The following is an 18,356-nucleotide window of genomic DNA, read 5'->3' on the forward strand; positions in this document are numbered from 1 at the left end:
CGGGGTGGTCCAGAGGCCCTCCTAGCGTGGGGCCCGCGGCGCTCGGCTTGGTGTCGCAGTCGGAGTGGCAGGAAAAGTCCCCTTGCCCCTCCGACTCCGGACCAGCCGTGAACACGCGCCACGTCAGCAATCGCTTCAACCCACGTGTCTTCCCGGCCCTGCCGGCTGGATGCCGCCCGCGGTCACCCGGTCACTGGCCAGCGCCCTCCTCCGCTGCGGATTCGTCGGTGTCGTCCTCGTGTGGCAGGACGTATTGCGTCGTCTTCATTGCCAGGTGGAGCGGCAGAGGGAGCTTCAGTGTCACGTTGTAGTCGGGGGCGCGTCGCAGTTGGTGGGTCACGGCAGCCCAGGTCCCGGGTTCAGCTGTCTCCTCCTCCGGTGCAGCGAGAACTGCGATCTCCAGTGCCGTCGGGTTCCATGCGTTGGTCCCCGTGTCGATGACCGGCTCCGGCTCCTTGTCCTCGGCGCCCTCCTTAGGCTTCTTCTTCATAGGGATCCGGGTCGCGATCTTCGAGGCGGTCTTAACGGCGTGCTTGGCCGTGTGGGGCTTTTCGCCGGTGCTGTAGTACACGCGGTGGTCGCCGACGGCGTCCGGACGGTGCCAGAGGCCGCTCGCGAAACCGTGATCGTGGGAGTCGTCGTCCGGCGCGAACCACTGGGGCGTTTCATCGGACGTGTGGTCGCGTACCCGTACATGGCACAGATTCTCGCCGTACAGAGTGATGTGCTGCGCCGGGTTGTGCCCGAACTGAAGGGCGTCTGGGCGCAGGCGTCCGTTGGTCAACCACGGCCAGTGCAGACGGGAGTTCTGTGCGTGGGAGAGCAGCAGGACGGGCCGGTCACGTAGGCTGTAAAGCATCGCCCGCACGAACTGTGCCGTCTCAGCCCGCTGATCCTCCAAGTCGGGAACCCATGTCGTGGTGCGCTGCTGCTCGCCCCTCTCCTCTTCGGTAATAAGACCCGCTGGGTCCCCGTCCTCCTCTCCAGTTTCGTCGGCGGCCGCACCGTCGTCGTCATCGTCGAACTGCTCGTACTCTCCCGGGACCTCGGCATGTCGGGCGAGAGAAAGCAGCAGTTCCCGATACGGAATCCAGTCCCCGCTCTCCGGATCCCATCCCGTGACCGAGCCGTTAGCCGCGCTCACCCGGACGGCGACAGGTGCGGTCCGGCGTGTCCGGGTCGGGCCGTCGGCGCGGCGCTTCACCATCCACAGTGCGACGTACTCCAGGTTGTCGGGCAGTTCGTCCACACTGTGCTCCGGAACGGTGCACACTCCCAGCTGGCGAAGAACGTGCGACCAGGTCTGCTGGGCTCGGTGGGCGATGTTCGCCTTCGTGGCGGTGCCCCATTTCGAGCTCGGTACCGTGATGAACTTCGTCAGTCGACCGGCGTCGGCGTAGCCGAGGCGTGCGGCGAACTTGGGGTCCACGATGTCGGGCCGGTAGGACTTCGGGTGGCCGATCTCGATCACGACCGCCTGGACGTCCGGGCGTCCGTCACGCTCGCATAGGTCGGCGATCTCCCGCCGTCGGGTGCCGATCGCTGCGGGGAGGTTCTTGCGCTGAGGCCGGCCGTCGGGGAAATCGAGTCGGGCGGCGACGAAGTCGGCATCTTCCAGGTACAGGCGCACCGTCAGCTCCGGCGTCGTCCAGGAGCGCTCAGGACCGGTCCCACCTTCTCCGTCCAGGCCCAGGAGATCTGCCAGCTGTTCGACCAGGGCGTCACGGGTGCGAGGGTTCTGCCAGCGGGCCTCGGCGACCAGGGGCGCGCCGCCGATTACCCGTGCCAGGGCAACACGCCGGTCACGCTGCTGCTCGCGCTCGAACTCGGCTTTCTTTAGAGCCTGTTCCTCCTTCGTTTTGGCTGTGGGAGTCCTGGGCAGGTTGCGCGGGACGAGGGCATAGCGGCTGCGAGTGAAGTCATCGAGCCGCGTGAGATACGGGGTGAATGCCTCAGCTGCCCAGTTGGTGAGCGGGGAACGGTCGCGTGGCATGAGGCCGGTTCCGACGCCGTGACCGCCCATCGAAGTGGCGTGCACGACACCGATCTCGATGCCGTCTTTCCCCGCGATCCAAGTGTCGGGGTTCTCCTGTACCGCTGCCGCGTCGGGAAGCGCGCGGGAGAAGCGGAGGCGACCGAGCATGCCCTCCGGGCCGCCGCGCACCCATTCGGGGAGGGCGGTGCGCCGGTCGGTGGCCATTCGGCTCACCGCGAGCCGAGCGGTCCCTGACGTCTGCGCCAGCCAGGGCTCCTGTGCGAGCAGGTACGCCGACACGGACCGCCGGTAGGGCATGGGAACGGGGCCGCCGGTGCGCCAGCGGCGTACCCCCGTGCGGACGTGAAGGCGGAAGTCGGCGAAGGGCACGGTCTGCACGGTGAGTGCGATGACGAACGAGAACTCCCACCATGCTCCGTCATCGTCTTGGTGGTCTCGCGGGGGCCAGGACACGAGCTCCGCGCCGCGTGCGGCCGCGGCGATACGGAACTCCATCTCGACGTTCTCGAAGCGGTATGGGTCCAGCTTCGTGATGTTCTGGGCGAGGGCGTCCGGCAGGAGCTGGTAGACGAGTGGGTCCGGCTCGAATGTGCCGCCTGGTGAGGTGTGCCCGGCGAAGAGGTCCACCTCGTGCGGCTGCCAGCTCAGTCCAGCCACGTCCAGCGAGGCGCTGAGTTCGATGGCCCTCTCTGTGATCTCCGGATGCTTCGCGCGTGAACGCGGAGTGTGCAAGTCACGGATCCAGGAGTGGATCAGCTGACGCATGACGGGGACGGGCAGCGGCTCGTACGCGTACAGCCAAGGGGTGTCGTCGTCCAGCGTGGCACCGCGCGCCACGCATAGGAGGTCGGGAGCGACCGCACGGATGACTTCGTTCAGGCGGCGGATCGGGACCTGGTTGATCTTGTCCGGTTCTCGTTTGCCGATCCTGTAGAAGTCCAGCACCTCCTGCCGCCAGGCGGCGGGGAAGGCCAGGCCGTGCGGTCGGCGGACGAACTCCTTACCTCGGACGCGCTCGAACGCCGCGAGTCTGACCGTGGAGTAGGAGGGCATGTACGGAATCCCTTCATGTTCTCGTGTTGTGAGGTCGCCGTGCGGCTCAGTCGATTGGGTTAGGGCTGGACGGGACGATCCCCGTGAGCGCGGTGTGCAGGGGTTCGTACAGGGCTTTGACGAGCGCCCGGTCGAGGGAGGAGACCGGCGTATCATCGGGCGTCGGTGCGTCGCCCGGCGGGGTGAGGTAGGGGTCCAGTACGTGCCGCATGGCGAGCAGAAGGCTTGTCCGCCAGGTGTCCGGCGTCGCGTTGCCCGCGGCCGCGCGGGTGGCAAACGGGGCGTCCACGAACACGACGCGGGCGGGGACACCGCCGCGCACGAGCCGGCCGATGACCTGCCAGATCACGACCAGCTGGTCCCAGGTGAACGAGATCTTCTCGTCCTCGCTCAGCCGGCTCCAGGCCAGAGGATGGTTAAGGAGGTGCCGCCAGTGTGCGCGGGCCCGGGTTCGGAACTCCGCACCGGCGTCGTCCAGACTCGGCTGCGCGCGGACGAACGTGTCGAAACTACCGTTCCGTTGCATGCGCGCGGCCCAGTCGTTCACGGCCTGCACGGCCAGGCCGATGTCGTCGGGGCGAGGGTGGGGGCGGGCGAGGAAGAACACCGAGCCGATCGCGGCGACTCCCCGGTCAAGGATGTTGTGGCCGCGTTCGATGGCGAGAAGAGGCGCGATGAGAATCTCCGTGCCGGTCGAGGCGAAGGTCGCCACGTCACCGCGGCGCAGGGTGACGACCGCGCTGCCGCCGAGGCCCGGGTTCGGGTTGGAGCGCTGCTCGTGTTCCTGTTCCGCGTCGTCGGGGACCAGGCGGCATACCTTTCCGGCCCATCGTGGGATGCGGTTGAGAATGTCCGAGGCACGGCGCGCCTCATCGTAGGAGCCGGTCAGGACGAGGAGCCGGCCGCGCCGGTCGTCGTTCACGGCGGCGAGTTCCTGCTCGAACACACTGGGCTTGCCGTCGACGGAGCGTCGGGCCAGTCGGTCCAGCATCTGTTCCAAGACGAGGGGACGCAGGTGGGGCTTGGCGCCGGACAGCTTGAGGGGTCTGCCGTCAGGACCGGTCAGGAAGCGGGTGGTGAACACCGTCTTGTTGATGGCCGCGCGCTCCGCCGGCGGGGGCTTGAGCAGTGCCCCGACGTCGGTGAGCACGTGGTAGCGCGTGGACCGGCCGGCCCAGCTGGTGCCCGACATGAGTAGCACATTCGGCCCGGGAAGCCCATCGGCCACGGTTAGCTCTGGCAGTTGCAGGAGCAGTTCGCGGCCGTTTCCCGCGCAGCGGAAGAAGCGCAGTTCGCCGCTGCGCAGCTGTCCCAGGCTGGCGTCCTCGGACAAGAATTGGAACCCGAGGATGTTGCCCATGGGCGATTCGGGGACCAGCGGCCGGTAGTCCTCGGGCGGGCGGCGGGACAGGACGTTGCTGGACGCCTCGAAGTTGAGAGCGGCCTCGACCCTCGGCCACATTTCCGTCAGCAGGTCGAGCCGGGTGTGGAGGGCCGATAGGAGCAGGGTGAACTCGAAGCGCAATACCTGATCCGAGACGCTGCTCTGCGCCTTGGATACGGCGTCGCCCACCAGTGCGAGCAGCTCCCGCTCGATGAGGCGGCGAGCGTTGCGAGGGCGCATGGTGTGCAGGAGTTGACGTGTGAGTCGTACCAGTCCGTCGACCCGGGGGTCGTGGTGCTCCGTATCGCCGAGCGGGTCGTCACGGAACGCGTCGAGAACGGCCACGACCCCGTCGCGGCGCGGGTCGCCAGTGGGCCCCGGTGCTTCCGGCTTTCGAGTCTCGGGCGCTTGGGCCTCGTCGTCCTCGTCGGCGATTCGCCCGATGTCCTCGTCCCACTCGGGAGCGGGGCGGTCGGGGGTGTCGGCCGCGTCGGCATGGGAGTCGGACGGGCTGCCGAACCACTCTGCGATCAGCTTGTACTGAAGGGTCCACGAGCTGAAGTAGTCGGACTCGACCCATTCGCGCAGGTTTCTGTGGCGCAACAGCATGTGATAGATGCGGTCGGCGGCGACCGTGACCGTGTGCAGGGCCGCGGTCCATTGCATGACGGTGGAGTCGGACAGCTGGATGCGTCCGCCTCGGGCCAGCTCGTCGATCTTGTGCTGATGGATCTCGTCAAGCCACGAGTTAGGCGCGCGTCCGGTGAGCACGGCGGCGGGCGCGAACATGGTGTCCAGCTGCATTTGCACGCGATCGGCCTCATCAATGATGATCAAATCGCTGCGCCTGCAGGCGAGTTCGAGGAAACGGATACGCTCCTCGTTCTGGTGGGCTGGAACCGTGCTGTGTACCAGAGCGGCCGGGGTGGCGACCCAGATGTCCGCCGTGACGAGCTCGCGGGCGCCGTGATGGCGCGGGCACCGGTGCCACAGGGGGCAGCCGTGGCGCTTGCGCAGGTTCGGGATTTGGTCACCTTCGGACCCGTCAACGGTCAGGGCGGTCAGCGGGCGCCGGGGCGGGCGCCGCTTCGGCGGGAATAGCTGGGTGCAGGGAGCCGCGGGGTAGGTGAGTGGCTCCGCCGCCTCGACTCCGCGCAGGGCGTCGAGCGGGCACGCTGTGCTGAGGTAGTCGAAGCTCAGGGCGTCGTGGGTGAGCAGGGAGGTCCCGTCAGCCTGTGCGGCGAGGCGACGATGGGTGCGCTGCAGGTGCTGCTCCCGTGTGGTTGCCCCCAGCAGGGGGGCGGCCCTAAGGCCGAGCGCGGTGAACAGGGACACCAGATGCAGGGCCTCGGCGACATCGCCCACGACCAAGGTGACCCGCTTGTCGTGGGTGGCTGCCCAGACCGCGAGGATGTCGCGCAGGGTGCTCTTGCCGGCTCCGACCATGCCGAGCAGATGCAACATCCGGTCGATCCGCAGCATCTTCCGCTCCGGCGCGAAGTCGCCCGATTCGGGTTCGCGAACGAACAGTTCGATCCTTTTGAGCCTGCGGCGCCAGTCGCCGCCGTCAGGGTCGTCGGGCCCGCGCAATTGATCCTCCATCCACGCTGCGACCGCGACCAGTTCATCCCATGGCGCCTCCACTGGTTTACCTTCTGAAGTCGCCGCCTGTCCGAGGGCATGGGGCGCGGTTTCTTCGGCTGGCAGCTCCTCAGGCAGCACCACCGAGGTCCACGTGCGGCCCTCAAGGAAGCGCCAGCCACCGGGCTGGGCCAGCGGCAGCGTCCGAGTCCGATACGGCGGCGCGGCGGCCAGCGCCCGTCCGTAGATGGCCCATCGGCCGTGAGCGATCGACACGCCCCGGCGCCGGGGCGTGTCGTCCCTGCTGTCGAGGTGATAACCGCGTAGCTCCGGCGGCAGCGCCAGGTAGGCGTCGAGAGACTGGACCCAAACGCGGCGTCGCCGCAGGGGCCATAGCAGGTGGCGGCCGATCCGCAGCATGCGCTGCTGCTCGGGCGTGCAGGCATGGCCGAGTGCGGAGGCGAAGGGGTATCCACCGAAGAGGGTCCAGCCCGCTTGTACGGGATGTCCCGGCAGCAGCCGCTCCACCAGGCAGAGGCCGAGTTCGACTTCGCATAGTCGGGATGCCGCGAGCTCCGGCTCGGGATCGTCTGCGAAGTACGGAAGAAGCTCCGCGATGAGGTCGCCGCGCCACTGTTCTCGGTCACGCATTGTCGTCCTCCGGTCGGTCGTCGCTGAAGGGTCCCTGCTGGGCGTCGGCGAGCGCGGCCCGAGCCCTCGCCATGAACTGCCGCTGGCTCAGTACGGTCGTGCGACGCCGTACGTCGGTGCTCAGAAATCGGCGGACGACAGCCACGTAATCGTGGCGCAGGGCTGTCCTATGGTCGGGGATGACAAGGAACGCCTCGTCGTACGGCGGATCGGTCGGTAGGGGCACGGCATTGCGTCCGAGCAGCGCCGGGTTGGCCCAGTCCTTGACGTCCACAGCCCACACCCGTCCGTCGGGCAACGTGATCCTCAGGTCGTACGCGTCGTAGTTCGGCCACAGTTCAGGGACGAGGCCGAGGCGTGAAAGGGCCCGCTCAAGGCGGAGTTCGGCGACGCCGGGGGCGGTGACGAACAGGCGCAGCGGCCTTGTGAGCAGCAGTACTCCACCACCCTCGGCCTCGTCGTACGCGGGGCCTACGAGGGCGTCCCCCTTGTGCCGGCAGCGCGCGTTCTCGCACCACCAGCCGCCGTCCCGCATCGGCGCGAGCAGGGTGCGGCAGCGTTGGCACGAGGTGAACCGGCCGCCACGCGCCCATCCGATGGGGGCTGGGAGGTAGATCTGCTCGAGGAGCCCGTCCAGAGGGGCGAAGGCCGGTTCGAGCGCGATCTCGCCAGCCTTGTCCCGGGTGAAAACAGGATGTTCGACGAGCAGGCGCCGGAAGGCGACATAGCTCGTGGGGGCGTTCGCGAGGCGGCAGCGGTCCATCGCCAGGCCGATCAGGGCGCGATCGATCTGTTCGGTCGCAGAGTCGGGCCGGTCGACGGCCCATTCGTAGCACAGGTCCGTGGGCACGCACGCGTCCTCGTCGATCAGTCGGTCCTCCGGGCCTGCCAGACCATCGGGAAGGTCCAGCGGCCATTCCGTCACCGGCCGTTGTCGGCACCAGACGAGCAGGTCGCTCACGCTCAGAGGTGGGTCGGCGCCGCGGAGCAGGCAGGCCAGAGCAGTGCGATCAAGGGCCCGTTGCGCCTCGGGCGGATACGGGAGGGTGAAGGTGCCGAGATCGGACAGGGCATCCAGGTCGAGGACTGCAGTCGCAACAGTGCGGAGCAGGGTCAGTCCGTGGTGTGGGACGAGAGCGGAGTCGGTGGTGGGCACGGCGGTCCGTTTCACTGGAGTTCGCTGGAGGGGGACGAGGCGGGGCGGGCTGCGGTCGCGGGGCACCAACGGGCCACTTCGCATCGAGCACATCGCCTTCCAGGGTTCGGGGCAGACGTACGGTCCCGGTGCCACGGGGCGGCGAGATCGTGGATCACTTGGCGTGCGGTGGCGACCCGGTCGGCCTGGCGGGGGGAGACGAGCTCCAGGTCGGGGCCTGAGGGCCGCAGGATCTCCACCTCGACGCGGGAGCGGCGCGCGTCGCCGCCGAGTACTCCCTCGGCCAGTAGCACCAGGGCCAGCGCTGCCTGTGGGTACTGTTCCAGGATGTCCTTGCCGCCACGAGGTGTGCGGTACTTGGTGCTTTTGATCTCCCGCCACACCACCGAACCACCGCTGTGGTACAGCAGATCCGGCTTGGCGACGAGCACAACGTCGGCCTGCGGGTCGTGGAAGGTGAGGAGCTGCTCCGCGATCGCCGTCGTTCCCGGATCGGCGTGGCGCAGCGGGCACACGGCCGCGTGGCGGGCGATCAGGCGGGCCCCGAGTTCGGCGTCGTCGCCGGTCAGGTGCCAGTCGTCGACACGCCAGTCCGTCCGGTTGGCGGGGGCATCAGCCACGGTGCAGGGACGCTGGGGTGTTCGCGCGTGCAGATGCTGGAGCCAGGCGTGCACAGCGTGCCCGCGCGCCACGTGACGGTCGTGCTCGATGTCCTTGTCGTACGGCAGATGGATGCGCCGCAGGTGTTCCTGGGCCGGGCAGTTCGCGTACCGGCGCAGATCGGTAACGGACAGGGTACGGCGAGGTCGGGAGGAGTCCGTGATGCCGAGGATGCCGGGCGTGCGTTGCAGGCCGGGGCAGGTAGCGGTCAGTCGGCACGTCGCGCATCCGGGTCCCGGGCGCCGGTGCACGGCGTCGACGGTGCCCCGCAGGCGGGGTGCGGCGAGCCGCTGGTACGCGGCTCTCGCTTCATCGGGTGTCCCGTCGAACAACGGCCGGACCGAGCCGTCCAGGCACCCGATCTCCACGACCCGGACCCGCTGTGGGGTGACGGCGCCCTGCACGTTGTGCTCGTCACCCCATCGAGTGGGCCCTGCTGCGCGACCGCCGTGAGCGGCGACGTACGCCGCCATGCTGACCTCCGCCGGATCCCGCTCGTTACGCCCGCGTCGCCCTGGCCGTACGGACCCGAACCGGAGCAGACGCAGTTCGCACACCGTCCTCTCGCGGTTGGCGTAACAGCGTCCCCAGACCCTCAGTTCGTACACCGTGCGATTGCCGTGGGGGTCGGTCGTCGTCTTCGACTGTCTGACCCAGTACTTGGGGTCGGGCAGCAGCTCCTCTTCCGAGTCGAGAGATCTCGCCGCAGCCAGGTACTGGGCTAGGGCATGCTCGGCGTAGCGCTCCAGCCCTGGGTGTGCGGGGCGCACCCTGGCCGGGTCGTCTCGAACCCGACCGAACTCCAGGACGTCGAGCTTGCGCATCACGGCGGCAAGGGCGAAAGGTTCGAAGTCCGCCGGCTTGTAGGGAGTGCGGTGCACGGATCGAAGACGGGGCCGGGCTTTGACGGCCCGCAGTGTGGGGCAGTCCTCCTCTCCCTCCTTCGCACCCCCAGTGAACACTCTGATCAGGCCGGGGTCGCCGGTGATTCCTTCGGGCAGCGGCCAGTCGGTCACTCGCACTCCCTCACCCACATCGCTGTGAATAACATTCACCGGATGCTACACGCTGCTACGATTCACGCACGGACGAACCGTCAAATTCATTGCAGAGAACGGACCTCAGGTGGGTTCACAGAACGACATCATCGATGGGCAGTACCACCTGGTGCGGCGGCTCGGTGGGGGTGCGATGGGCGAGGTGAGCCTGGCGCACGACCTGAACCTCGGTCGGCAGGTGGCGGTCAAGCGCCTCCACCCGCACAACGCCGAACGGGAGGAGGGGCGCTACTCGGACCGCTTCGAGCGCGAGGCTAGGACGACGGCCAGGCTCGGCCGATCCGGGCACTTCCCGCAGGTGTATGCGTTCGGCCGACATGATCATGATGGGGAGCCCTATCTCGTCATGGAGTTCATTGAGGGACCCACCTTGGCGGAACTGGCCACCCGGCATCACCCGCTGCCGTTCCCCGCGGTCACCGCGATCCTGGCCCAGCTCGCCACGGCGCTCGCTTGGCTGCATGATGCCGACCTCGTCCACCGTGACCTCAAGCCGTCCAACGTCATGATCGCGCCGGGCGGTGTCGTCAAGGTGGTGGATCTCGGCATTGTTGCGCTCTCCGACCCCCACGCGACGCGCCTGACAGTTACTGGTCATGTCCCGGGCACTGCGGCCTACATGGCCCCTGAGCAGGCGGCCGACGGACTCACCGAGCCGCGCAGCGACCTTTACTCCACCGGCTGTGTCGTTTTTGAACTCGTCACCGGGGAACTCCCCTTCGATGCGCCGACCGCTCACGCGATGGCTCGCTGTCACATCGACCAGGCGCCGCGCAGGACCGCGGATGTGCGCCCGCAGGCGCCACCGTGGCTGGCCGAAGTCATCGACCAGCTGCTGCACAAGAATCCGGATCTAAGACCTCGGGACGCTCGGGCGCTGTACGAGGCCCTTCGGTCGCACCTGGCAGTCCTCGAATCACCCGGCTGCCCCGAGCTCGGCGACTTCGATCCGACGTTGCCGTGGGTCCAACCGTGCTCACCGCCGCCCCGGCCGCAGAAGTCGCCGCCACACGTGCAACGCCGGCGCGGATCCGGGCTCGATGCCCTGGCGCGCCGCCACGCACGGCAAGCCGACCTGAGGCGGGACGACCTGACACGGGTTCGCACCGAAGCGAGCGAGCTCGCGGCGGATGGCGATCTACGCGGGGCCATCCAACTGATCGAGCAGTGCCTCAAGAACGCGGTAGGTCGCTTCGGCCGTATCGAACCGGGTGTCGTACGGCTGCGCATCGATCGTGCCGGGCTGCTGCACGAGGAGGGCCTGTCGAAGGAAGCCCACTTCGCGTACGGCGATGTACGCCCCGATGCCGTGCGCGCATTCGGGGAGGGAAGCCTTGAGGTCCGCGAGATCGATGAAGGCGTCGAGGGATGCGAAGAAGACGGCACGTGGGACTGACCAGCGCCACGCGAGCACGACAAGCGACTCCGCTGGGCTGTGAATGACATACACGCACGGTAGAACGAAGGTACGCTTCACATCTTCCCCACAGGGACACAGCAGGACGCAGGGAGAGAGGCGTGGCAGAAGAACCGAGCACGGTGACGGCCACCGGCATCGCAAGGATCGCGGGTGTCGGCCGGGCAGCGGTGAGTAACTGGCGTCGGCGCCACCAGGATTTCCCCCAGCCAGTCGCCGGCACATCCGCCAGCCCCGCCTTCGACCTGCGCGAGGTGGAGCAATGGCTCGACCGGCAGGGCAAGCTCCGCGCCCTCGCACCGCTCGACCGTCTTGGTCGGCACATCGAGACGTTCGGCGCAGCAGGACGGCCCGCTGAAGCCATAGCTCTGGTCGGGCTGACACTCCTGACAGCGCCCGCCGATGTGCCCACTCCGCGTCAACTCGGGGACGGCGTACGGTCACTCGCGGCACCTCGGCACGCCGAAATTCTCCTTTCGGTGCTTCCGGAGGCGTGGTCACCTGCCCACTGCGAACTCCTCGACGCTGTCCTCCCAATGGCCCGTCAGGAGGGCCGTGTCGGCGTCCTGGAGCACCTCCACTCGCAGTATGCGACCGCCAGGGGCACGGCGGGGCTGAGCGACCTCCCCACTGCCGTGGCCGGCCTGATGCTGGACCTCACTGGCCCCGCGGCCTCGGTCCTCGATGTCGCCTGCGGCACCGGTACGTTCCTGCGCCCTGTCCTTGAGAAGGCGACCGCCTCCGGGGTGCTGCCACGGATCCTGGGGCAGGACTCCCGCCCCGAGTACGTTCGCATTGCGCTCCTGCGTCTGCTGCTCCTTCGTCAGCAGGCCGGGGTCGACCCGGATGGCGACGATCTGCGCCTCCACGTCGGCGAGCCGCTCCTGGCGGACGCCTTCGCCGCAGAGAGCGTCGATGCCGTCATCGGCAGCCCCCCGCACGGTCTCCAGGACTGGGGCCACGACCGACTCGCCTTCGATCCTCGGTGGGTGTACGGAGGTCTGCCCCCGCGCACCGAGCCCGAACTGGCATGGGTGCAACACGCGGTGGCCCACCTGAAGCCCGGCGGCCGGGCCGCCCTACTCATGCCACCGGCAGCAGCCGGGCGTCCTGCGGGACGCCGTATCCGCAGCGAGCTGGTCCGGCGCGGCGTGCTCCGAGCAGTCGTCGCACTGCCTCCGACGGCGACCGTCGGGAGCAGTAACGGCGTCCACCTATGGGTGCTCCAACGCCCCGAGGCGGCCGGCGCCCCGGACGCGGGCGTGCTGTTCGTGAACGGCGAGGCCGTGCCTCTGGACCAGCGCACAGCCTCGAGGGACCGCTTCGAGGCGCTGCGCCGCCAAGTCGCCGCGCTGTGGCTGAATCACCTCACTGGCCACGGCATTTCGGTCCCCGACTCCGCCGTCGCCAGACACGTGTCGCTATCCGAACTGCTCGACGAGGACATCGACCTCACCCCGCGACGTCACGTGCCGCACCAGGACATCGCGCGGCACACGCCCGAGGCCCTGTTGAGACTGCCCGACGCCATCGAGGCCAGGCTCGATGCCCTCAGGGTTGACATGCCACGGCCGGCCCGCGCCTCGCAGCCCGCGTCATCCGACGTATCCACCGCGACACTGGGCGAACTCTCCCGAACCGGAGCGCTCAGCCTGCACCGTTACTCGGCCCGTGCCGCGCACCTCGATGTCCCCGTCCCCGAGCAGCAGGAGCCAGCCCTCACCAGCCAGGACGTCATTACAGGCCGGCCCGCCAGCGGGGCCGTGCCCGTCGGTATGAACGACGAACCGACGGCCCGGGTGCAGGCTTACGACATCCTGGTCCCGGCGATCGCCAAAACCCTGGTGGCCCGAGTTGCGACGGACGAGCAGATCGGGGCCCGACTCGGACCCGGCGTGCACGTCGTACGCGTCGATCCGAACCTCCTCGACCCGTGGTTCGTAGCGGGTGCCCTCACCCGCCCTGAGAACGCCACGAAGGCCACCCGAACGTCAGCCACTGCGAGCGGCGCCCTGCGCATCGACGTGAAACGCCTGCACCTGCCCCTCCTGCCGATCGACGCACAACGCCGCCGCAGCGAAGCGCTGCGCCGCCTCGCCCGATGGGACGCGGAGCTGACCCGTACCGCCGAGGCCGGACACGAGCTCGCTCAAGCCCTCACCCGAGCCCTGGTCGACGGGACCCTCGCGCCGTCGGACGACTGAGCCCGACCGAGCAGCGCGGCACCAGCGCCGGCCGTCAGCCTGGCTCAGGCAGCTCGGGCCAGGTCGCCGACGTCGCGGACGTCGCGGACCTTCCTGCTGGCGCCGTCGCTGATGACGTGGGCGATACGGGGCTCGGGGTCGTTAGGTGACGCCGACGGGTGCGGGGTGCCGTCGGGGCGGTGGGTGGTGAGGAGGCACACACTTACCGCCGGTAAGTCGTCATCGACGGCATCCGACACCTTCACGCAAGAGACAGCACGACGGGCCATCACTGCCACCCGGTGGCCGGCATCCCGCCTGACCACTGGAAACCCGGTGATCACACCCGAAGGGCGAAGACGTCCAGGAAACCCAGTCCCACTCTTGCTGTCAGTCCCGCCCTCTAAGATTTCACTCTGCGGGGCAGATGGATGTACCTGAGTACGGCCACAGGGCCACGGCAGGCGTAATCGTGCGCAAACGGACATAGACGGGGAGTCGCATGCTGGAAGGTCGGTGGACGACGGTCACCGAGTCCGAGCACGAGCACGAGCGCCGCGGCCTGGAAGCGATCCGCAGGCGCCTGCCGGACGAGGAGCCGTGGCGCGCCTGGTCGAACTTCACCTTCACCGCGAACAGCGGACATGTCCGCGAGATCGATCTTCTGGTGACCTCACCGGCCGGGGTGTTCCTCCTCGAGCTGAAGGACTGGCACGGATCGGTACACGGCGGCGGGAACGACTGGGTGCAGACCACGCCCGGCGGGACCCAGCGGCGACACGGCAACCCCCTGCACCTGGCGAACCGGAAAGCCAAGGAGCTGTCCGGCCTGATCAACGACGTCTCCGGTCGGCCCGGGGGCTGGCCGAAGATCTGGGTGGGTGAGGCGGTCTGCTTCACGGATGACAAGCTCCGTGTGAACCTTCCGGCCGCCGATCTGAACGGCGTTTTCACGGTCAAGCAGCTCGTGGAAATGCTGGCCGAGCCGCCGGGTGACGCCCGGCGCCGGATAACGGCCGAGACGTCTCGACATGTCGACGCGGCCTTGAAGAAGCTCGGCATCGCACCGATCCGCCGCCAGCACGAGGTGGGCTCCTATCTCCTGGATGCGAAGGCGTTCGACACTGGGCCCACCTGGGCCGACTATCTGGGCCGTCATTCCCAGCTGCATGATCTGGCGCGTGTGCGGGTCTTTCTCAGCGAGCGTGGGGCCTCGGACGCCGAGCGGCGTTCCGTGGAGCAGGCCGCTGCTCGCGAGGCGTTGGTGCTCAGCCGGTTCCGGCACCCGGGTGCGGTACAGCTGAAGAGCTACCTGCCGTCGGGGCATCCGGCCGGGCCGACGATTCTGTTCGACTACCACCCGGAAACGCTGCGGCTGGACGATTTTCTGGTGCAGCACGGGAAGCAGCTGGACCTGCGGGGCCGCCTCGCGCTCGTACGGCAGCTCGCGGAGACGGTGCGCTCCGCGCACTCACGCCGTGTCCATCACCGCACGCTGTCGGCGCACGCGGTGCACATCATTCCGCGTGATCGTGGCCCGCGCGGGCGGGAGCTCAGCGAGGAACAGCGCTGGCTGAGCCCTTGGCCGCAGATCGCGGACTGGCAGATCGCTACAGGCCGGAGCGCCAGCCGTGGCCGGCCCCTGACCCTGGCTCCTACAAACGTGTCCGGGTTCCACGTCTCGGAGCAGGCTGATCCGTATCTGGCGCCGGAGCTGAGGATTCCGAAGGCCGATCCGGTGCGCCTCGATGTGTACGGGCTCGGTGTCCTCACGTATCTACTGGTCACCGGGCAGGCGCCAGGCGCAAGCCAGAGCGAGGTCATGGCCCGCCTGGAAGCCGGTGAGAGCCTGCGCCCGAGTGCCTTGGTCGACGGACTTAACCCGGACATCGACGACCTGGTGGAGGCATCCACCGCGTACGAACCGGGCCGGCGCCTGTCCACGGTCGACGACTTCCTGGAGATGCTGGAGTACGTCGAGCAGGCATTCACCGAAAAGGACTCCGCCGGCACGGACGCAGCCGCAGCCGCAGGCACGGGCGGGGGCGCCGGGTCGGGATCGGAAACGGACGAAGATCGGGGCGAGCCGGAGAAGGACCCGCTGGAGGTCGTGGCCGGGGATGTATTGGCCGGGCGCTGGGAGGTTGTGCGTCGGCTCGGCACGGGCTCGACCTCTCGGGCGTTCCTGGTGAGGGATCTCGCGGGTGAGCCGCGGCGTAGCGGCAACCTGCCGGTGGCTGTGCTGAAGGTCGCGCTGAGCGAGGCCAAGCACGCGGTCCTGGATCGGGAGGCCCAGATCTTGGGCCGTATCCACCGGGATTCCAGCATCATCGCGCTGTACGAGCGGGAGCCGATGACTCTCGCGGGTCGTCGGGTGCTCGCTCTCGAATACGTCGGCGATAGCCGGGAGTTGAAGGACCAGGACCGTGGTGACGGGAAGGGGCCGAGGCGGCGTGAGGACACCGTCGCACGTCAGCTGCGGGACAACGGTCGCCTGGGCATGGATCAGCTGGAGGCGTACGGGAAGTACCTGTTCGGCGCGGTGGAGCACTTGGAGGCGGAGGGAATCTGGCATCGGGACCTGAAGCCGGACAACATCGCCATCCGGATCCGTCCCAACGGCACCCGACAGTTGGTGCTGATCGACTTCTCGCTCGCCGGATACCCGGCGAAGGAGATCGATGCGGGCACCGAGGGCTATCTCGACCCGTTCGTGGGAGTCATCACGCGCGGCTCGTACGACGGTCATGCCGAGCGGTACGCGCTCGCGGCGACATTGCACGAGATGGCGTCGAACGAGCTGCCCCGATGGGGTGACGGTGCTGTCACAGCCCGGCAGACCGATCCGAAGGAGTGGCCGTACCCGCAGCTCGCAGCCGACGCTTTCGAGCCGGCGGTTCGCGACGGCCTGGTCGCCTTCTTCCGCAAGGCTCTGGCGCGGGACGTGAAGGACCGGTTCTCGGACCTGAAGCCGATGGAGCGTGCCTGGCAGGCGCTCTTCCTGGATGCGCAGCGGACAACGGCTCCGAGCTCCGGGCACGGTACGGCGGAAAGTGGAGGGACCGCGCGGGAAGCCGGGCCCCAGATCGGACGGGAGGACGATGATGCCTCCGTCGAGCAGGTTCGTGACCAGCAGGCGGCCAGGGCTGACCGTACGACGCCTCTGTCCGTGGCGGGTCTGACGCTCTCCGCGCAGTCCCAGCTGTTCGCCATGGGGCTGAACACCGTCGGGGATGTACTGGATTACTCGGCGAGGAAGTTCCTCACGGCGCCTGGCATGGGCTCGCGCACCCGGGAGGAGATCCAGCGCCGGCAGAAGGAGTGGAACCTCCGACTCGGGAAAGCGGCCCCCGCACCACTCAGCGCGGAAGCCCGCAAGGCAGCCGGTCAGGAAATCACCGAGCTGGAACAGGCGGTCGCCGAATCGGTCGCCGCCAGCGGCGGAAATGTCACTGACCCGCAGTTGCTGGGCGCGCTGAGCCTGGACGCGCTGGCCGCTCGCCTGGTCCCGAAGCCATCCAGCGGCAGCGCCCGCTCCAACGCCAAGGAGCGCGAAGCGGTTCGGCTGCTACTGCGACTGCCCAACGAGACCGGCAAGCTGCCCGAGGGCCTGGCATGGGTTCGGCAGCGGGACGTCGCCGACGCGGTGGGCCTGACCGCGGGTCGTATCCCGCAGATCGTGAAGAAGGCGCGCGAGCGCTGGCACCACGACACCGCGCTCGGGCTGCTGCGCGAGGAAGTGGTGGAACTCCTTGCCGAGCGCGGTCGGGTGGCCCCGGTGATCGAGCTTGCCGACGCGCTGATCGCCCGGCGCGGCACCCAGCATGTGGAACGGCGCGACCGGCGCGCGCTCGCCCTGTCGCTGCTACGTGCGGTGGTCGAGCGAGAGAGCTACAACAACGAGTCCCCGCCGCTCTTCCGCTACTTCCATGCCCGGATGCCCAAGGGCGCCGATCCGGTGCTCGGCCTGCTCGCCCTCGATGTCCGGGAGGGCGTGGACGGCCCGGATACCCCGACGCTGCCCGCTCTGCAGGAATACGCGCTCAACCTGGGCGCACGGGCCGACCGACTCGCGGACCTGGAATCCCTGCCGACGGCCAGCACCGTCCTTACCGAGCTGGACGCGGTGCGACGGCCGCCGGGAAACCTGGGCTGGGACGAGCGGCGCACCGCCGAGATCGCGGTGGCAGCCTCGACCCGAGCCGCTCTCACCCCCCGACTGGAGATCTACCCGCGCGACCTGGACCTGGTGCGCGCGCTGAGGATCACCCAGGCCGGTGTAGTCGCCGTGCAGTCGGGCGTCGAGGAGGAGCGACTGCCGGGCCTCACGGTTGACGCCCTGCACAAGCGAGTCACGACCCGCTTCCCTGACCTGGGCACAGACCCGCTGGTGCCACGCGAGTTGCCCACGGGCAGCGCACTTGTCCGCTACCTGAAGCAGGCCGGCTTCGAGCTGAAGCTGGCGACGCGCTACGACAAGGTGCTCCGCCTCATCCCGGACCGTCCGGCTGGGGACGCGACCGCCGGCCTGACCTCGGCGAGCTGGGGAGCCTCGGCGGCCCGTCGATCCGCCCCCACCCAGTACGACGCGGACGCGGCCGTCGCTGCCGCGGTCAAGGCCGAACAGCGGCTCAGGCACTCGGGGCGACAGGACGGCTTCCGGGTCCTGACGGTGCCCCACCGGGGTGCTGAGGACGCGGTGCGGCACCTGGCGGACGAGCCGTACGGTGTGCGGCCGGTGTCATTGACCGGGCTCTTCGTGAACGAACTGCGCAGTGTGATCGGCGAGGCGGCCAGACCGACCTGGGAGACCGTCCTCAAGGCCGACGCTGCCGAACCCGGAAGCCGGGCTCACCAGCAGCTGCGCATCCGTACAGACAAGGCGTGGGGGCGCATCGAGCCGCAGCTGCGAGAGCGACTGAGGCAGGGGCAGGGACCGCTGCTCCTTACCGACACTGCGGTGCTCGCCCGGTACGACGCGTTGGACCTGCTTGTAAGGCTCGCGGAGGAAGCGCGGCAAGGTGGCAGCCCGCTGTGGCTGCTCGTTGCCCAGTCCGACCCGGCGAAAGCACCGCGGCTGGCAGGGCAGAGCGTGCCGTATCAGGCAGGGTTCGATGAGTGGATCGTCGTGCCCGATGCCTGGGTCGCGCGCAAACACCTCGCGCCGGACGCCTGACCCTCTTCCCCTCCTGACTCGGCCTTCTTCCGCCCTCTCCG

The 18,356-nt window shown here is 68.7% G+C and carries 7 protein-coding genes; 3 read left to right on the plus strand and 4 right to left on the minus strand.

Annotated features, from left to right (window positions below):
- Window positions 1–190: 190 nt before the first annotated feature.
- From ACFXOM_RS25190 to ACFXOM_RS25205, 4 genes are read right to left on the minus strand one after another with little or no spacing between them, the layout of a single operon-like run.
- Window positions 191–3,049 carry a pPIWI_RE module domain-containing protein gene (locus ACFXOM_RS25190; protein WP_385039368.1) on the minus strand — a complete coding sequence of 953 codons (2,859 nt, stop codon included), beginning with the start codon at window positions 3,047–3,049 and terminating at the stop codon, window positions 191–193.
- A gap of 46 nt (window positions 3,050–3,095) precedes the next feature.
- Window positions 3,096–6,665, minus strand: a complete 3,570-nt coding sequence (locus ACFXOM_RS25195; protein ID WP_385039371.1) for a signal recognition particle — start codon at window positions 6,663–6,665, stop codon at window positions 3,096–3,098.
- Entirely contained in the window at window positions 6,658–7,821 is a 1,164-nt protein-coding gene (locus tag ACFXOM_RS25200; RefSeq protein WP_385039374.1) for a hypothetical protein, read from the minus strand. The genes ACFXOM_RS25195 and ACFXOM_RS25200 overlap by 8 nt, the downstream gene beginning before the upstream one ends.
- 11 nt (window positions 7,822–7,832) lie before the next feature.
- Window positions 7,833–9,497, minus strand: coding sequence for a PD-(D/E)XK nuclease family protein (locus ACFXOM_RS25205; RefSeq protein ID WP_385039377.1), 1,665 nt, complete (start codon window positions 9,495–9,497; stop codon window positions 7,833–7,835).
- Between the two features lie 109 nt (window positions 9,498–9,606).
- On the opposite strand from ACFXOM_RS25205, the gene ACFXOM_RS25210 reads away from it, so the two are divergent.
- From ACFXOM_RS25210 to pglW, 3 genes are all read left to right on the plus strand, one after another.
- Window positions 9,607–10,935 carry a serine/threonine-protein kinase gene (locus ACFXOM_RS25210; protein ID WP_385039379.1) on the plus strand — a complete coding sequence of 443 codons (1,329 nt, stop codon included), beginning with the start codon at window positions 9,607–9,609 and terminating at the stop codon, window positions 10,933–10,935.
- Between the two features lie 122 nt (window positions 10,936–11,057).
- Complete coding sequence (locus ACFXOM_RS25215) at window positions 11,058–13,160, plus strand: N-6 DNA methylase (protein ID WP_385039382.1); 2,103 nt, start codon at window positions 11,058–11,060, stop codon at window positions 13,158–13,160.
- A 481-nt stretch (window positions 13,161–13,641) separates the two neighbouring features.
- Window positions 13,642–18,315: a BREX system serine/threonine kinase PglW gene (pglW, locus tag ACFXOM_RS25220; protein ID WP_385039385.1), complete on the plus strand. Its 4,674-nt coding sequence runs from the start codon at window positions 13,642–13,644 to the stop codon at window positions 18,313–18,315.
- Window positions 18,316–18,356 lie beyond the last annotated feature (41 nt).

This window comes from Streptomyces sp. NPDC059169 (assembly GCF_042755225.1).
Classification (GTDB): domain Bacteria; phylum Actinomycetota; class Actinomycetes; order Streptomycetales; family Streptomycetaceae; genus Streptomyces.

Coding starts and splice junctions, on each gene's coding strand:
- ACFXOM_RS25190 (WP_385039368.1), bottom strand. CDS start 3,049: ATGCCCTCCTACTCCACGGTCAGACTCGCGGCGTTCGAGCGCGTCCGA.
- ACFXOM_RS25195 (WP_385039371.1), bottom strand. CDS start 6,665: ATGCGTGACCGAGAACAGTGGCGCGGCGACCTCATCGCGGAGCTTCTT.
- pglW (WP_385039385.1), top strand. CDS start 13,642: ATGCTGGAAGGTCGGTGGACGACGGTCACCGAGTCCGAGCACGAGCAC.